At 72.6% G+C, this 13,140-nt stretch carries 13 protein-coding genes; 4 read left to right on the forward strand and 9 right to left on the reverse strand.

Annotated features, from left to right (window positions below; genetic code table 11):
* Together macS and VN520_RS21245 are read right to left on the reverse strand one after the other, a co-directional pair.
* On the reverse strand, positions 1-948 hold a 948-nt coding region (gene macS, locus VN520_RS21240), incomplete at its 3' end, for a MacS family sensor histidine kinase (protein WP_325748523.1).
* Positions 949-982: 34 nt separating this feature from the next.
* Entirely contained in the window at positions 983-1,702 is a 720-nt protein-coding gene (locus tag VN520_RS21245) for a lysophospholipid acyltransferase family protein (RefSeq protein WP_325748524.1), read from the reverse strand.
* Between the two features lie 252 nt (positions 1,703-1,954).
* Between VN520_RS21245 and VN520_RS21250 the strand changes: the two genes are divergently transcribed.
* Together VN520_RS21250 and VN520_RS21255 are read left to right on the forward strand one after the other, a co-directional pair.
* A complete protein-coding gene (locus VN520_RS21250) occupies positions 1,955-2,734 on the forward strand; it encodes an alpha/beta hydrolase (protein WP_325748525.1) in 780 nt (259 codons plus the stop codon).
* Entirely contained in the window at positions 2,727-3,398 is a 672-nt protein-coding gene (locus VN520_RS21255; RefSeq protein WP_325748526.1) for a hypothetical protein, read from the forward strand. The genes VN520_RS21250 and VN520_RS21255 overlap by 8 nt, the downstream gene beginning before the upstream one ends.
* Before the next feature lie 80 nt (positions 3,399-3,478).
* Here the strand turns inward: VN520_RS21255 and VN520_RS21260 are convergent, their stop codons facing one another.
* The 6 genes from VN520_RS21260 to VN520_RS21285 all read right to left on the reverse strand — a co-directional run bounded on the left by VN520_RS21260 (position 3,479) and on the right by VN520_RS21285 (position 8,470).
* The gene (locus VN520_RS21260) at positions 3,479-4,240 is read right to left on the reverse strand and encodes an endonuclease/exonuclease/phosphatase family protein (RefSeq protein WP_325748527.1); all 762 of its coding nucleotides are present in this window, start codon (positions 4,238-4,240) and stop codon (positions 3,479-3,481) included.
* Positions 4,241-4,315: 75 nt separating this feature from the next.
* Positions 4,316-5,257: an ROK family glucokinase gene (locus VN520_RS21265; protein WP_325748528.1), complete on the reverse strand. Its 942-nt coding sequence runs from the start codon at positions 5,255-5,257 to the stop codon at positions 4,316-4,318.
* A 75-nt stretch (positions 5,258-5,332) separates the two neighbouring features.
* Entirely contained in the window at positions 5,333-5,824 is a 492-nt protein-coding gene (locus tag VN520_RS21270) for a DUF5304 domain-containing protein (RefSeq protein WP_325748529.1), read from the reverse strand.
* Positions 5,825-5,904: 80 nt separating this feature from the next.
* The gene (locus tag VN520_RS21275) at positions 5,905-7,086 is read right to left on the reverse strand and encodes an ArsA family ATPase (protein ID WP_325748530.1); all 1,182 of its coding nucleotides are present in this window, start codon (positions 7,084-7,086) and stop codon (positions 5,905-5,907) included.
* A 4-nt stretch (positions 7,087-7,090) separates the two neighbouring features.
* The gene (locus tag VN520_RS21280) at positions 7,091-7,540 is read right to left on the reverse strand and encodes an SRPBCC family protein (protein WP_325748531.1); all 450 of its coding nucleotides are present in this window, start codon (positions 7,538-7,540) and stop codon (positions 7,091-7,093) included.
* Positions 7,541-7,660: 120 nt separating this feature from the next.
* The gene (locus VN520_RS21285) at positions 7,661-8,470 is read right to left on the reverse strand and encodes a metallophosphoesterase family protein (protein ID WP_325748532.1); all 810 of its coding nucleotides are present in this window, start codon (positions 8,468-8,470) and stop codon (positions 7,661-7,663) included.
* Between the two features lie 280 nt (positions 8,471-8,750).
* Here VN520_RS21285 and VN520_RS21290 point away from each other — a divergent pair, with 280 nt between their 5' ends.
* A complete protein-coding gene (locus VN520_RS21290; protein WP_325748533.1) occupies positions 8,751-10,547 on the forward strand; it encodes an AMP-dependent synthetase/ligase in 1,797 nt (598 codons plus the stop codon).
* Positions 10,548-10,627: 80 nt separating this feature from the next.
* On the opposite strand, the gene VN520_RS21295 is transcribed toward VN520_RS21290, so the two are convergent.
* Positions 10,628-11,770 (reverse strand): glycosyltransferase family 4 protein, encoded by a 1,143-nt coding sequence (locus VN520_RS21295; protein WP_325748534.1) that lies wholly within the window; start codon positions 11,768-11,770, stop codon positions 10,628-10,630.
* Between the two features lie 77 nt (positions 11,771-11,847).
* Between VN520_RS21295 and VN520_RS21300 the strand changes: the two genes are divergently transcribed.
* Positions 11,848-13,104 (forward strand): glycosyltransferase 87 family protein, encoded by a 1,257-nt coding sequence (locus VN520_RS21300; protein ID WP_325748535.1) that lies wholly within the window; start codon positions 11,848-11,850, stop codon positions 13,102-13,104.
* The last annotated feature ends 36 nt before the right edge of the window (positions 13,105-13,140 follow it).

A 13,140-nucleotide genomic window follows, 5' to 3' on the forward strand; every position in this document is an offset into this window, starting at 1 on the left:
GACCCGGACGTTGTCCAGTGCGGCGCTCACCGCGGCGGCGAGCTCAGCCGCCGCGCCGGCCGCGAGCAGCACCGGGGCGCCGGGCTCCGCGAAGGTGACCCGGGAGCCCGCGTGCGGGGCGAGCAGGGTGCGCAGGTCGGACTCGGCGCTCTCCTCCTCGCCGGTGTCCACCGCGCGGACCACCGCGCCCTGCGCACTGTCCTCGGAGACCCGTGTGGTGGGCACCAGGCCGCTGGAGACCAGGGTCCGCAGGGCGACCTCCTGCTCCCCGGCCATCCGGCCGAGCTCCGCGGCCTCGCCGCCCAGGGCCGTGCCGCGTCGCTGGACCATGGCCAGGACCTGGAGGACGCTGTCGTGGATGTCGCGCGCGAGCCGCTCCCGCTCCCGGGTGGCGGCCTCGATCTCCAGGGCGCGCGCCAGGGTGCGTTCACTGGCCCGTGCCACCTCGACGACGTAACCGATGGCGATGGAGGCGACCCAGACCAGCACCACGTTGTGGAAGGTGTCCTCGCTGGGTTCGCCGCGCTCGATGATGTTGGCGACGGCGACCAGGGTGGAGGCGAAGGCCGCCCAGCGCCAGCCGCCTTTGAGCGCGAAGGCGAGGACGGACCCCGCGGTCCAGATCGACGGGAGCGTCGGGCCGTCCATGTGGCGGGCGTCGAAGTCGGCGAGGGGTGTCAGGAGGATCCCGGTCAGCGCGACGGTGAGGTCCGTGCCGAGGAAACGCTTGGTGCAGCTCGCCGCGTTGGCCACCCTGGGGAGGGTGGCGAGTGTCCAGAGGGCGAGGACCGCCAGGAAGGCGACGGCCACCCAGGGCCGCTCGTACTTCCCCCGGCCGAAACCCGCGAGCAGCGCCGCGTAGACCAGCGTCAGCACGCGGTACGCGGTCAGCGCACGCCACAGCGGCTGCTCGACCGACATCCGTACGACCCGTTCGCGCCCGGTCATGGCCCCTCCCCCGGTTCCCGCCCCTGTGGTGCGCCTACGCGCCGGACTGCTCCGTCCCCTTCTTCTTCGCGGCCTCGGCGATCCGCCGCTTGGCCGCGGTCGCGTAGATGTCCACGTACTCCTGGCCGGAGAGCTTCATGATCTCGTACATCACCTCGTCGGTCACCGAGCGCAGGATGAAGCGGTCGCCGTCCATGCCCTGGTAGCGGCCGAAGTCCAGCGGCTCGCCGATCCTGATGCCGGGCCGCATCAGCCTGGGCACCACCTGGCCGGGCGGCTGGATCTTCTCCGTGTCGATCATCGCCACGGGGATGACGGGTGCTCCGGTGGCGAGGGCCACCCGGGCGAGGCCTCCGGGCTTGCCCCGGTAGAGCCGTCCGTCCGGCGACCGGGTGCCCTCCGGGTAGATGCCGAAGAGGCCGCCGCTCTCGATCACCTGGATGCCCGCCCTGATGGCCGCCTCTCCGGCACCGCGGCCGCCGGAGCGGTCCACCGGGAGCTGTCCCACGCCCTTGAAGAACGCGGCGGTGAGCCTGCCCTTCACCCCGGGCGCCGTGAAGTACTCCGCCTTGGCGATGAAGGTCACCTTGCGGTCGAGGACGGCCGGCAGGAAGAAGGAGTCGGAGAACGACAGATGGTTGCTCGCGAGGATCGCCGGCCCGTGTGCGGGAATGTTCTCCAGGCCCTCCACCCACGGCCTGAAGGCGAGCTTCAAAGACCCGCCGATGGAGAACTTCATTGCGCCGTAGATCAACTCGGGTGCCTCCTGTGTGCCGTCCGACAGACCTTAGCCTGTGGGACCGGGGCCCTCCCACGGTCCGGGGCCCGGTTCCCTCCCCTCCCGCCCGGACCGGTTTCCCCCACCGGCCTCCCTGCAGGCGCCGCCCGCGGGCGGCGCCTGCCCGGGCGGTGACGGCCCTGGTCGGTGTCGGTCCGGTCGCGTACGGTGAGGTCATCCTTTCGCACACCCCCGCACCCTGCCCCGCTTCATGAACAGGAGACCCCGGTGCCGGTCCTCCCAGGAGCCGAGCCGTTCCGCCACGAAGGCGGAAAGGCCGGCGTCCTTCTCTGTCACGGATTCACGGGTTCGCCGCAGTCGCTGCGCCCCTGGGCCGGTTATCTGGCGGAGCGCGGGCTGACCGTGTCCCTCCCGCTGCTGCCCGGTCACGGCACGCGCTGGGAGGACATGGCGGTCACGGGCTGGCAGGACTGGTACGCGGAGGTGGACCGGGAGCTGCGGGCCCTGCGGGCGCGGTGCGAGCAGGTCTTCGTCTTCGGCCTCTCGATGGGCGGGGCCCTGGCGCTGCGCCTCGCCGCGAAGCACGGGGACGGGATCGCGGGCCTGGTGCTGGTGAATCCGGCGAACAAGGTGCACGGTCTGTCGGCGTACGCCCTGCCGGTGGCCCGGCACATGGTGCGGACGACGAAGGGGCTGACCAGCGACATCGCCCTGGAGGGCGCCGAGGAGGTCGGTTACGGCCGGGTGCCGCTGCACGCCGCGCACTCCGTGCGGGCGTTCTTCCGGCTGGTCGACGCCGATCTGCCTCAGGTCACCCAGCCGATCGTGCTGCTGCACAGTCCGCAGGACCATGTCGTGCCGCCGGCCGACTCGGCGCGCATCCTCAGCCGGGTCTCGTCCCGGGACGTCGACGAGATCCTCCTGGAACAGAGCTACCACGTCGCGACGTTGGACCACGATGCGGAGCGGATCTTCGAGGAGAGCTACCGCTTCATCGACCGTCTCACAACCGATGCCGGCAAGAAGGGGAGCACGTCCGGTGGCTGAGCACGACGCGGAGCGCGCGGGAAGTGACGAGGAGCGCGAACCGCGCCCCACGGAGGGAGCGGCCGTCCCCGGGGGCACGGAGGGGGCCCGGCCGCTCGACGAGGCCGCGGCCTGGGAGGCGATCGTCGCGGGGTACGGCGAGGAACCGCCGGACCCGCCGGGCGCCAAGCCGTTCAAGTCGGTCGAGGACCTGGCCCTGCTGGAGGACGACCAGCTCAACGTCCTGGACCCCTCCCCGGAGCCCGGGGCGGGTGACGACGCGGACAAGGGCATGAGCGGGAAGGCACCCGGCGGGCCGCCGGAGAAGAAGCCGCTCGGCGGTTCGGTCGTGTTCGCCCCCGGGGTCGCGGGTCCGCGTGACTACGCCCTGGAGGAGCCCGGGGGCGGCGGCAGCGGTGACCCGGACGACAGTGAGGAGGGGCACTTCGTCCCGCCGGAGCCGCCGCCGCTTCCCGAGGCCGATGTGACGGCGAAGTTCGCCTGGCTCGCGGTCGTGGGCGGCCCGGTGCTGATGCTCGTCGCGGTGCTGATGCAGTGGGAGATGACGTGGTGGCTCACCACCCTCTCCATCGGCGGTTTCCTGGGCGGTTTCGCCACCCTGGTGGCGCGCATGCCCCACGACGACGAGGAGGACGACGATCCGGGGCGCGGCGCGGTCGTCTGACACCCGTGCGGCGGGGACGGCCTGTTCCCGCGCCCGTGCGGCGGGGACGGCCTGTTCCCGCGCGTACGCCCTGTCCCGGTTCAGTCCCCTGCGGGCACCCTGAGTGCGGCCAGCACGGGCAGGTGGTCCGTGGCCGCCCGCAGGTCCGCGCCGGTGACACCGGGCAGGTCCGCGGGGACGCCGCAGCCGAGCACCTCGATGCCGTCGCTGGCGAACACCGCGTCGATCCGCTTGCGCGGGGCTCCGGGCGGGAAGGTGAGCTCGCCACCCCACGGCCGCACGGCCCGGCAGTCCTGGAGCCGTCCGGCCAGCCGCCGGAAGGCGCTCCCCTCCGGTACGTCGTTGAGGTCACCGGCCACGACGGCGTGCGGGACGTCCATCGCGTCGATCCGGTCCAGCAGCGTCTGCGCCTGCGTCAGCCGTTCCTCCCGCTGCAGGCTGAGGTGACAGCTCACGACACCGATCCGGGCCCCCGCGATCCGTACGACCGCCGTGGCCAGGCCCCGCCGGTGCAGCCCCGGTGTGAGCGGCAGCAGGACGTCCTCGGTGCGTTCCACGGTGGCGCGCAGTGAGCAGAGCAGCAGGGGCCCGGCGGCCGTGGCCCCGCCGCTGAGGATCACCAGGCCGGTCATGGCCGCGAGCCGGGCTGCGGCCTTGCGCCAGCGGAAGAAGCGCGGGGCCTCCTGGACGCACACCAGGTCGGGTGCGCAGGCGCGGATGACACGGGCCAGCGCTTCGGTGTCGTCGCGCAGGGAGCGGACGTTGTAGCTGAGCACCCGGATGACGGCCGAACCGTCCGGCTCGGTACGGGAGTCGGGCAGCGGCATCGGCATCGTGACCATGGGAGGCACGATACGTCCGGCGCCCGTCGCTCCCCGGGGGGCGCGACGGGCGCCGGACGTGCCGTGATGCTGGGGTCAGCCCTGGCGCGCCAGGTCCGCCGCGCCCACCAGGCCCGCCTTGCCGCCCAGTTGGGCCGCGAGGACCTGCGCGTGCGGGCGCCACTCGCCGCCGATCAGCCAGCGCCGGAACGACTTGCGGATCGGGCCGAGGACCAGCTCGCCCTCGTCCGAGACCCCGCCGCCGACGATGAAGGCCGAGGGGTCGAAGAGCGAGGCGAGGTCGGCCAGTCCGGCTCCGGCCCAGCGGGCCAGCTCACGGAAGGAGTCGACGGCCACCGGGCAGCCCTGCCGGGCGGCCTCGCTGATGTGCTTGCCCTCGATGCCCTCCAGCGTGCCGTCACCGAGTCCCAGCAGGATCGTGGCGTTCTCGGGGGTGGCGTTGGCGCGCTGCTTCGCGTACCGCACGAGGGCGCGGCCGGAGGCGTACTGCTCCCAGCAGCCCTGGCTGCCGCAGCCGCAGAGCAGTCCGTCCGGGACGACGCGGATATGACCGAATTCCGCCGCCACACCGAAGCGTCCACGGCGCAGCTTGTTGCCGATGATGATGCCGCCGCCCAGGCCGGTGCCGAGCGTGATGCAGATGACGTCGTCGTGGCCCTGGCCGGCACCGAAGCGGTATTCGCCCCAGGCCGCCGCGTTGGCGTCGTTCTCGACGACGACGGGCAGGCCGACGCGCTGTTCGACCTTGTCCTTGAGCGGCTCGTGGCGCCATTTGATGTTCGGGGCGAACAGCACGGTGGCGCGTTTGTCGTCGACGTATCCGGCCGCGCCGATGCCTACCGCCTCGACGTCGTGCCCCTCGCTCGCCCCGGACACGGCGGCGCTGATCGCGTCCACGATGCCTTCGGCGGTCTGCGGGGTCGATACCTTGAACGTCGAGAGGATCCGGCCCTCTTCGTCGACCACTCCAGCCGCGATCTTCGTGCCGCCGATATCGACGCCGATGGTGAGTCCCATGAATCCCTCAGTTTCGGTCGAGCCCCGCTACGGCCAACCGTACCCGAGCCGGGGACGGGCCTTCCCTGTCCAGGGTCAGTCCAGGTCGATGTGTTCGCTGCCGCCGGTGCCCTCGTCACGCGGGTCCGAGGGGTCCTCGGCCGCCTTCTTCACGGGGCCGGGGGCCTCCCCGGTGCCGCCCGGGGCGCCTCCGGTGCCTTCGGTGCCCCGGGTCCAGCGGGCCTCCTGGCCCTCCACGGCGGAGCGGTAGGCGGCGAGGAGCTCGTTCCCCGCGGCGGCGAGGTGGTCGAACAGTTCCGGATTGCGCTCGATGACGGGCTCGACCGCGGACCTGGCCTGCCGGATCACCTGCTGGACGGTGCCCTGGGCCGCCGTGCCGAGCAGCGGCGACCGGAGCGAGGAGACCTTGTCGGCCATCGCGTCGATCAGCTTGCGCAGCTCCTCCGCGGCGGAACCCGGCTGCTGTCCGTACTGTGCCCGGCGGCGGGCCTTCTCCGCTTCGAGGTCCTCGGCGCAGGCCTCCGCCCACGCGTCGTCGTCGACGGGACGATCGGTGGCTTCACTCATGGCGGACTCCTGCGACGCGGTTGCCTGCGCGGCCGTGCGGGCCACGTACTACCGACGTTACCCGAACGGTGGTGCGCCGTTCACTGTGTCCGGGGCCAGAGCGCGGGGTCAGGCGTGAACCGGACACGCAGGACGCCGTCGGTCAGCGCGGCTCCGGAGACGGTGCAGCGGCGCAGCGCGGACTCCAGGCGCACGATCCGGTGGAACGGCCCCGCGGTGAGGAACAGTTCGTCGCCGCGCCGGACGAGCCTGAGATCCTCCTTGGCGGCCCCGGGCAGCGGCAGGCACCAGGCGATGACGCCGTCCCCCGCGTCCTCGGTCCACCAGGGGTCCCCCGCGCGTCCCGGGATCCGGTCGTCCGGTGCGCAGCTCCCGGCGAGCGGGACCAGGTCCTCGACGGTGCGCGGTTCACGGCCGAGGTGGGCGCTCTCGCGTACGGGGACCCCGGGAGCCCACTCCTGGCGCCAGTGGTCCAGGCACTTCTCCTGCCGCGCGGCGACGTCGGCGAACCAGGGGTCGCCGGAGTGGCGGGGCAGGACCCGGGAGGCCACGACGGAGTCCACGCGCAGTCCGTGCAGGGCGAGTCCGGTCCGGGCGGCGCCCAGCGCCTCACCGGCGGCGTGGCCGGGTTCGGCGACCAGCCGCACGGTGGTCGCGTCGTCGTCGATCAGTGCCTCGACGGCGGCCAGTTCGGCGTCCTTGCGGGCGGCGGCCTCGTACAGCCACTGGGCGGGCATGGGGACGCCGGCGAGCTGGGCGAGCACCGGGCGCAGGGCCCGGGCGGCCTGGCGTTCGCGGGGCAGGAGGCGGCGCAGGTACCGGCGCAGCTGCCCGGGCAGTGCGAGCAGGGCGAGGGCGTCGGTGAGCGGAGGCAGGTCGACGACGAGGACCTCGTAGCCGTCCCGCGCCCAGTCCCCCTCGGCCGCGCGGCGCAGGGTGTGCAGGAGGGCGAGCTGGGAGCTGCCCGGCAGTCCGGTGAGCTCCTCGCCGTCGAGCCTGCCGGCCCCGAGCAGGTCGAGCACCCCGGACGCCCGGTCCTGCAGTGCGAGCAGTTCGCCGCGGAAGTGGGCGGCGGAGTCGACACGGACGCAGAAGAGCCGCTCGGCGGCCTCCGCCGGTTCGGGGCCGGCGGGGAAGGCGGGTACCGCGTCGGCGGAGACCAGGAGGGTGCGCCGGCCGCTGCGGGCCGCGGCGAGCGCGGTCGCCGCGGCGACGGTGGTACGGCCTGCGCCGCCGGGGCCGGTGACGAGGACCGTACGCACGTGATCAGGCCTGCGGGACGGACTCGACGCGCTTCTTCAGCCCGGCGAGGGCCCGGTCGATGATGACCTTCTCGGCCTTGCGCTTGATCATGCCGAGCAGTGGGATCTTGACGTCCACGGCCAGCCGGTAGGTGACCTCGGTACGGTCGCCGTCCCCCAGGGGCGCCAGCGCGTAACTGCCGTCGAGCGCGCGCAGCATCTGGGACTTGACGAGGGTCCAGCCGACCTCGTAGGGGCTGTTCCAGGTGTAGGCGAGGACGTGGTCGTCCTTGATCGCTCCGGCGTCCAGGACGAGACGGACCTGCTCGGCCCGGCCCTGGTCGTCGGTGGCGAGGATCTCGGCCTCCTTCACCTCTCCGGTCCACTCCGGGTAGCGGGCGAAGTCGGCGATCACTCCCATGACGTCGGCCGGCGCCGCCTCGATCGTGATGCTCGAGCTGGTGTGTTCAGCCATCGCCGTGGCCCTCCAGTGCGGTGTACCGGTCGCGTTCGGCAGAGGCCTGCCGTGTGCAGGCTATCGCGTGCCGGCGGCCCTCCCGTCCGCGCCCCGGCCCCCGGCCGGCGGCCGTGTCGCTCACCACTCCAGGGCCCAGGGGCGCCCGCTCGACGCGAAGTGGCCGACATTGACGCACTCGGTGGCACCGATCCGCATCCGGCGCACCAGCGGCTGGTGGACGTGGCCGAAAAGCGCGTAGCGGGGGCGGGTGCGGTGGATGGCGTCCAGGAGTGCGCGGCTGCCGCGTTCGAAGCGCCGGGCGACGGTGTCGTACGTCAGCTCCGGGACGTCCGGCGGGATGTGCGAGCACAGGACGTCCACCGGTCCGAGCGCCTCGACCTTGGCGGCGTACTCCTCGTCGCTGATCTCGTACGGGGTGTTCATGGGGGTCTTGAGGCCGCCCCCGACGAACCCGAAGACCCGGCCACCGATCTCGGCCCGTTCACCGTCCAGCACGGTGGTACCGGAACTGGCGTATTCGGGCCAGAGCGCGGGCACGTCGACGTTGCCGTACGTGGCGTACGTCGGGGTGGGCATGACCGCGAACATCTCGGCGTACTGCTTGCGTACGGCGGACAGGATCGCCGCGTTGCGGTCCCGGCCGGCCCACAGTTCACGGCCGAAGGCCCGTGCCTCCTCGAAACGGCGTGCCGTGCGCAGCTCGACGATGCGGTCGGCGTTGGCGACGCCGAACAGGTCGGGGAAGATGCCGCGCGAATGGTCGGCGTAGTCGAGGAAGAGGACCAGGTCCCCCAGACAGATCAGGGCGTCCGCGCCGTCGCCGGCGCGCGCCAGCGCCTCCGCGTTCCCGTGCACATCACTGACCACGTGCACGCGTGTCCGTCGGGTGGGGGTTGTGTGCTGATCGTGCGGTGTACCGGCTCGCATGGAGATCACCCTAGGTCGCCATGCGCTGCTCTGGGTAGAGGCCATCCGACCTGCGGTTACTTCCGGATCGGGACACGAGTGGACTAATGTGCGCCGAAGGACCACCGATATGTGTGATGCATAAGACATCTGGCCGGGCCCCCCTTTCCGGAACCGACTACCGGTGGGTAACGTCCCGCCAGTCCAGTCGTGCTCACCCCACTGAGCATCTGCCAGTCTTGGACTGATCCGGTGCGTCGCACAGAGCCGTGGAACCGGAGCCCGATGAGGAGCAGCAGTCTTGCGCGAGTTCAGCCTTCCGGCCCTGTACGAGGTCCCTACGGACGGCAATCTGACCGATCTCATCCGCCGCAACGCCGCTCAGCATCCCGATGTCGCGGTGATGAGCCGGAAGGTGGCCGGCGTCTGGACGGACGTCACGGCGACCCGGTTCCTCGCCGAGGTCAAGGACACCGCCAGAGGTCTGATCGCGGCGGGCATCCAGCCCGGCGACCGGGTCGCGCTGATGTCGCGCACCCGCTTCGAGTGGGTCCTGCTGGACTTCGCCATCTGGTGCGCGGGCGCCGTCACCGTGCCGGTGTACGAGACCAGCTCCCCCGAGCAGGTCCAGTGGATACTCGGCGACTCGGGGGCTGTCGCGGTCGTCGTGGAGAGCAGCGCCCACGCCGGGTCCGTCAGCTCGGTGCGGGACGGGCTCCCCGGTCTGCGGCACGTCTGGGAGATCGACCGGGGCGCGGTCGGCGAGCTCGTGGCCGCGGGCGCCGACGTCTCCGACGAGACGCTGGACCTGCGCATGGTGAGCGCCAAGGCCGACGACCCGGCGACGATCGTCTACACCTCGGGCACCACCGGCCGCCCGAAGGGCTGCGTGCTGACCCACCGCAGCTTCTTCGCGGAGTGCGGCAACATCGTGGAGCGGCTCAAGCCCCTCTTCCGTACCGGTGAGTGTTCCGTCCTCCTCTTCCTTCCCGCCGCGCACGTCTTCGGCCGGCTGGTCGAGGTCGCCTCGGTGATGGCGCCGATCAAGCTCGGCTGTGTGCCGGACATCAAGAACCTCACCGACGAGCTGGCCGCCTTCCGGCCGACGCTGATCCTCGGTGTGCCGCGGGTCTTCGAGAAGGTCTACAACTCGGCGCGGGCCAAGGCCCAGGCCGACGGCAAGGGCAGGATCTTCGACCGGGCCGCCGACACGGCGATCGCGTACAGCCGGGCGCTGGGCACACCGGAAGGCCCCTCGTTCGGCCTGAAGGTCAAGCACAAGGTCTTCGACAAGCTGGTGTTCAGCAAGCTGCGCGCCGTGCTCGGCGGCCGCGGCGAGTTCGCGATCTCCGGCGGCGCGCCGCTGGGCGAGCGGCTCGGCCACTTCTTCCGGGGCATCGGCTTCACGGTGCTGGAGGGCTACGGCCTCACCGAGTCCTGCGCCGCCACGGCCTTCAACCCGTGGGACCGGCAGAAGATCGGTACGGTCGGCCAGCCGCTGCCGGGCTCGGTCGTGCGGATCGCCGATGACGGCGAGGTCCTGCTGCACGGTGAGCACCTGTTCACCGGCTACTGGAAGAACGAGGCGGCGACGGCCGAGGCGCTGGCCGGCAACTGGTTCCACACGGGTGACATCGGCACGCTCGACGAGGACGGCTATCTCGCGATCACGGGCCGCAAGAAGGAGATCATCGTCACGGCGGGCGGCAAGAACGTCGCCCCCGCGGTGATCGAGGACCGGATCCGCGCGCACGCCCTGGTCGCCGAGTGCATGGTGGTCGGCGACGGGCGCCCGTTCGTCGGCGCACTGCTCACCCTCGACGAGGAGTTCCTCTCCCGCTGGGCCGAGGAGAACGGCAAGCCGACCGGGTCGACGGCGGTCTCGCTGCGCGAGGACACCGAGCTGCTGGCCGAGGTGCAGCGGGCCGTGGACGACGGCAACGCCGCTGTGTCCAAGGCGGAGTCGGTGCGCAAGTTCCGCATCCTGGCGACGCAGTTCACCGAGGAGGCGGGCCACATCACGCCGTCGCTGAAGCTGAAGCGCAACGTCGTGGCGAAGGACTTCGCGGACGAGGTCGAGTCGCTCTACCGCGGCTGAGCCGGACGCACACGCCCTGACGCACACGTCCGGACGCGCCCATGGGGAGGGGCCCGGTGCGGGCCCCTCCCCTCCGCTGTTCAGAGCAGCTTCTTCAGCTCCTCGGCGAGCAGGTCCCAGCGCCACTTCTCCTCGACCCACGCCCTGCCCCGCTCCCCCATGCGCCGGCGCAGCTCCGGGTCGCCGAGCAGGGTGACGATCCGGTCGGCGGACTCCTCGGCGGAGCCGCCCCGCACCACCCACCCGGTCCCGCCGTCGAGCACGGCGTCCGGGGCGCCCCCCGAGTCGCCCGCCACGACCGGCAGTCCGGTCGCGGAGGCCTCCAGGTAGACGATGCCGAGGCCTTCGACGTCGAGGCCGCCCCGCCGGGTGCGGCAGGGCATGGCGAACACGTCGCCTGCGCCGTAGTGGGCGGGCAGCTCCTCCCACGGCACGGGTCCGGTGAAGCGCACGGAGTCCTCGACGCCGGTCTCGGCCGCCAGCTTCTTCAGCTGCCCGGCGTAGGGACCGCCGCCGACCACGAGCAGGACGGCGTCCGGCACCCGCGCCAGGATCGCGGGCATGGCCAGGATGAGGGTGTCCTGGCCCTTGCGCGGCACGAGCCGGGACACGCACACGACGACGGGCCGGTCCGTGAGCCCGAGCCGGGCCCTGACCCGGTCGCCGCCGGACGCCGGGTGGAAGGTCTTCTCGTCGACCCCGGGCGGCAGTTGCACCATCCGGTCCGCGGCCTCCGGGGTGAGCGCGGCGGCGATCCTGGACCGGGTGTACTCGCCGAGATAGGTCAGGGTGTCGGTGCCCTCGCCGATGCGGCGCAGCAGCTGCCGGGAGGCGGGCAGCTGCGCCCAGCCCGCCTCGTGGCCGTGCGTGGTGGCCACGATCCGGCGGGCTCCGGCCCCGCGCAGCGCGGGCGCCATCAGCCCCAGGGGGGCGGCCGCGCCGAACCACACGGAGGAGCAGCCGTGTTCCTCCAGCAGCCGGACCGCCCGGCGGGTGACCCGGGGGGTGGGCAGCAGCATCGTCGTACGGTCGCGTACGACGGTGAACGGCTGCTCGGCGTCGAAGGCGGCGGTGGCCTCGGCGCCCTCCGCGCCCCGCTTCCACGTGGAGGCGTAGACGACGAGCCGCTCGGGGTCCATGCGCAACGCCATGTTGTGCAGGAATGCCTGGATGCCACCGGGGCGGGGCGGGAAGTCGTTCGTCACGATCAGCGTCTTGTCCATCGCCGCCGACAGTACCGGGCGGCCCGACGGCCCTGCCTGACGGCTCCCGCACAGCCGGGGCCTGCATCATGGCGTGCATGACGGTCAGGACAGGTACGAGCGGCCGGGGCCCGGCCCTCGCCGTGTGGGGCCTCACCCGGGCGGTGCTGCTGCTCTGCGTCTTCAAGGTGTTCACGGTGCCGGGGCCGGACGTCACCAGCGACGTCTCGGTGATCTACCGGGGCTGGTACGAGGTCCTCCGCGCCGGTTCCTACCCGCTGGACGACGTCACCTGGCAGTATCCGCCCGCCGCCGCGCTCGCCGTGCTCTCCCCGGACCTGCTGCCCTTCCTGGAGTACGCGTCCGCCTTCTTCGTCCTCGTACTGCTGTGTGACGCGCTGGTCCTCGGGCTGCTCCTGTACGCGGGAAGCCGTCCGGGCATGCGCGACGCGGGCACGTGGGTGTGGGTGGCGGGCGTGCCGCTGCTCGGGCCGACGGTGTACGCCCGCTACGACCTGATGGTGACGGCCGTCGCCGTGGCGGCGCTCCTGGCGGGCGTGCGCCACCCCCGGGTGCTGGGTGCGCTGGCCGCCTTCGGCGCGCTGCTGAAGGTCTGGCCGGTACTGCTGCTGGTGGGCACCGCCCGGGGCCGGGCCACGCGCCGCTCCTGGTCGGCGGCGGCGGTGACGGCCGCGGTCCTGGTCCTGGCGGCCGGGGTGGTGCTGCCCGGCGCGTTCGCCTTCCTGACGTTCCAGCGGGACCGGGGGCTGGAGATCGAGTCGCTGGGGGCGCTGGTCTTCCATGTGGCCAGGCAGTTCGGCTGGGAGGGCCGGGTGGAGCTGCGCTACGGCTCGATGGAGTTCGCCGGTCCGCATGTGGCGCTGGTGAGCACGCTGGCCCTGGTGCTGAGCCTGTTCGCCTTCGGCTGGCTGCTGGTGTGGCGGCTGCGGGCCCGTGCGCACGCGGTGCACACCCCGGCGGACGCGGCGTTCACCGCGGTGCTGCTGTTCACCGTGACCAGCCGTGTCATCAGCCCCCAGTACATGGTGTGGCCGCTCGGTCTCGCCGCGGTGTGCCTGGTGTTCCGCGGCAGCCGGATGGCGCTGCCCGCGTGTCTGGTCCTGGCGGCCACCGCTGTCACCCTGCTGGAGTTCCCGCTCGGCTTCGCGCACGTGGTGGCGAGCGACGCGCAGGGCGTGGCGCTCATGACCGTACGCAACGGCCTGCTCGTCGCCGCGACGCTCGCAGCCGGGCGGCGGCTGTGGCGGGACACCGTGCCGGGGGCGCGGCAGGGTCGTCCGGCCCAGCGGCTCAGCCGAGCCGGGCGCGCAGGTACTCCTGCCAGCGCGCCGTGAAGTCCTGGGGGGTGGTGCCGAGCACCGTGTGCATGG

Origin of the sequence: Streptomyces sp. (assembly GCF_035563135.1) — a bacterium.
Classification (GTDB): Bacteria; Actinomycetota; Actinomycetes; order Streptomycetales; family Streptomycetaceae; genus Streptomyces.

What these genes read in the sequence shown, in the direction of transcription:
- VN520_RS21260 (WP_325748527.1), bottom strand. Translation starts at nt 4,240, where the DNA reads ATGGTCACGATGCCGATGCCGCTGCCCGACTCCCGTACCGAGCCGGAC.
- VN520_RS21265 (WP_325748528.1), bottom strand. Translation starts at nt 5,257, where the DNA reads ATGGGACTCACCATCGGCGTCGATATCGGCGGCACGAAGATCGCGGCT.
- VN520_RS21270 (WP_325748529.1), bottom strand. Translation starts at nt 5,824, where the DNA reads ATGAGTGAAGCCACCGATCGTCCCGTCGACGACGACGCGTGGGCGGAG.
- VN520_RS21280 (WP_325748531.1), bottom strand. Translation starts at nt 7,540, where the DNA reads ATGGCTGAACACACCAGCTCGAGCATCACGATCGAGGCGGCGCCGGCC.
- VN520_RS21285 (WP_325748532.1), bottom strand. Translation starts at nt 8,470, where the DNA reads ATGCGAGCCGGTACACCGCACGATCAGCACACAACCCCCACCCGACGG.
- VN520_RS21295 (WP_325748534.1), bottom strand. Translation starts at nt 11,770, where the DNA reads ATGGACAAGACGCTGATCGTGACGAACGACTTCCCGCCCCGCCCCGGT.
- VN520_RS21300 (WP_325748535.1), top strand. Translation starts at nt 11,848, where the DNA reads ATGACGGTCAGGACAGGTACGAGCGGCCGGGGCCCGGCCCTCGCCGTG.